Here is a 1769-nt window from a genome sequence, read left to right as displayed (position 1 = left end):
CGGCATTGCAGGCGCGCGCCGGCACTGAATTCTGGTTTGTTGCCGAAGAGGCCCGGGAGCCCTTCATGCCCTGGCTGTGGCACCAGGCCTGGGCCGCCCTGTTGCTCGGCTTGCTGGCGCTGGCGCTGGCCCTGTGGCGCGCCAGCGTGCGCTTCGGGCCGTTGGCAGCGTCCGCAAGCGCTCACCGGCGCTCGATGGCCGAGCAAGTGCGCGGTACGGCGCGTTTTCTGCATATGCACGGGCCGAAGGCCTTGCATACAGCGCAGCTTCGCGCGCTGCACGAGTCGGCCACCCGGCAATTGCGCCGGTTTTCACAGCTTGATCCGAAGCAACGCACAGTCGAGATCGCACGCGCCACCGGCCTGGACGCCCTGTTGCTGGAACGCGCCCAGGCAGTCAGGTCGCGCAACCCCGGCGTGCTGGCCGCCGACCTCGAATTGATCGAAACCGCCCGCCGGCGCCTCGACGCCACGGGGCCCGACACGCGGCAGCCAACAGCTTTCACGTCTCCCGTTTCACCCGGCGCCTCACCCAGCGCCTCATCTGCCGCTTCATCTCCTCCTTCATCCTGAACCGAGAAACACCATGTCATTCATTCCCAACGAAGAACTGAGCCGCGCAGCCGAGTCGCTGCAAACCCTGCGCCAGGAGGTCGGCAAAGCCGTGGTCGGCCAATCGGAAGCCGTCGACCAGACCCTGGTGGCGCTGGTCGCATCCGGCCACGTCCTGATTGAGGGTGTACCGGGACTGGGCAAGACATTGCTGGCGCGCGCATTGGCGCAAGCCATGAGCCTGCGCTACGCCCGCGTGCAATTCACGCCCGACCTGATGCCTTCGGACATCACGGGTCATTCCGTGCTGGACCCATCGACCCGGAGCGAAGCCGGCATCGGCACGCTGCGGGTACACCAGGGACCGGTGTTCACGCACCTGCTGCTGGCGGATGAAATCAACCGCGCACCAGCCAAAACCCAGAGCGCCTTGCTTGAAGTGATGCAGGAATACCAGGTCACGCTCGAAGGAAAGGCCATGCCGCTGCCCCGTCCCTTCATGGTGATGGCGACACAAAACCCGATCGATACCGAAGGCACCTACCCTCTGCCGGAGGCGCAGCTGGACCGGTTCCTGCTCAAGATCAACATCGACTTCCCCAGCCATGCTGAAGAAAAGGCGATCGTGCAGCTGACCACCGGCCAGCGTGCCGGCAACCAGTTGCCGCTTGATGCGGTCAGGCCGTGCCTGGACGACGCGCAGGTGCTTGAACTGCAGCGGCTGGCCAGCCTGGTGCAGGCGCACGAACAGGTCATTGACTATGCGGTCCGCATCGCCCGCGCCACGCGCGACTGGCCAGGCCTTTCGTCGGGGGCAGGGCCGCGCGGCACCATGGCCCTAGTGCGGGCTGCACGGGCCGGCGCGCTCATGCACGGACGGGACTTCATCACACCCGACGATGTGGCACGGCAGGCCCTGCCGGCCTTGCGCCACCGGGTGATGATTTCGCCCGATGCGCAGCTGGAAGGCCTGGGTGTTGACGACTTGCTGCGCAGTGCCCTGGGCAGCGTCCAGGCCCCCCGTCTCTAGGCCGCAACTCATGCGCTGGTTGGTGATCCCCGCAAAAACGACCGTCAGGGTGCTGGCTTGCATCACGGCGGCCGTCGCGCTGGCCTTGCTCGGGGGTTTGCCGGTTGACCGGGTCGCGATACTGGCCGGCGCCGTCTTGCTGGCGGCGCTGGCAGGCGCCATTTTTGATCTCTGGCGCAGCCTGCGCC

General features: G+C 66.6%; 1 protein-coding gene and 1 pseudogene. Both read left to right on the top strand.

Features of this window, described 5'->3' with window-relative positions; genetic code table 11:
- A pseudogene (locus AC1D1X_RS22335) lies at nucleotides 1–572 on the top strand (DUF4350 domain-containing protein); the annotation flags it as partial.
- Nucleotides 573–585: 13 nt separating this feature from the next.
- Nucleotides 586–1581: an AAA family ATPase gene (locus tag AC1D1X_RS22330; protein ID WP_457279406.1), complete on the top strand. Its 996-nt coding sequence runs from the start codon at nucleotides 586–588 to the stop codon at nucleotides 1579–1581.
- Nucleotides 1582–1769 lie beyond the last annotated feature (188 nt).

The sequence above is a fragment of the Polaromonas sp. P1_G4 genome (genome assembly GCF_056405475.1).
This window is presented reverse-complemented; position numbering and strand designations above follow the sequence as displayed.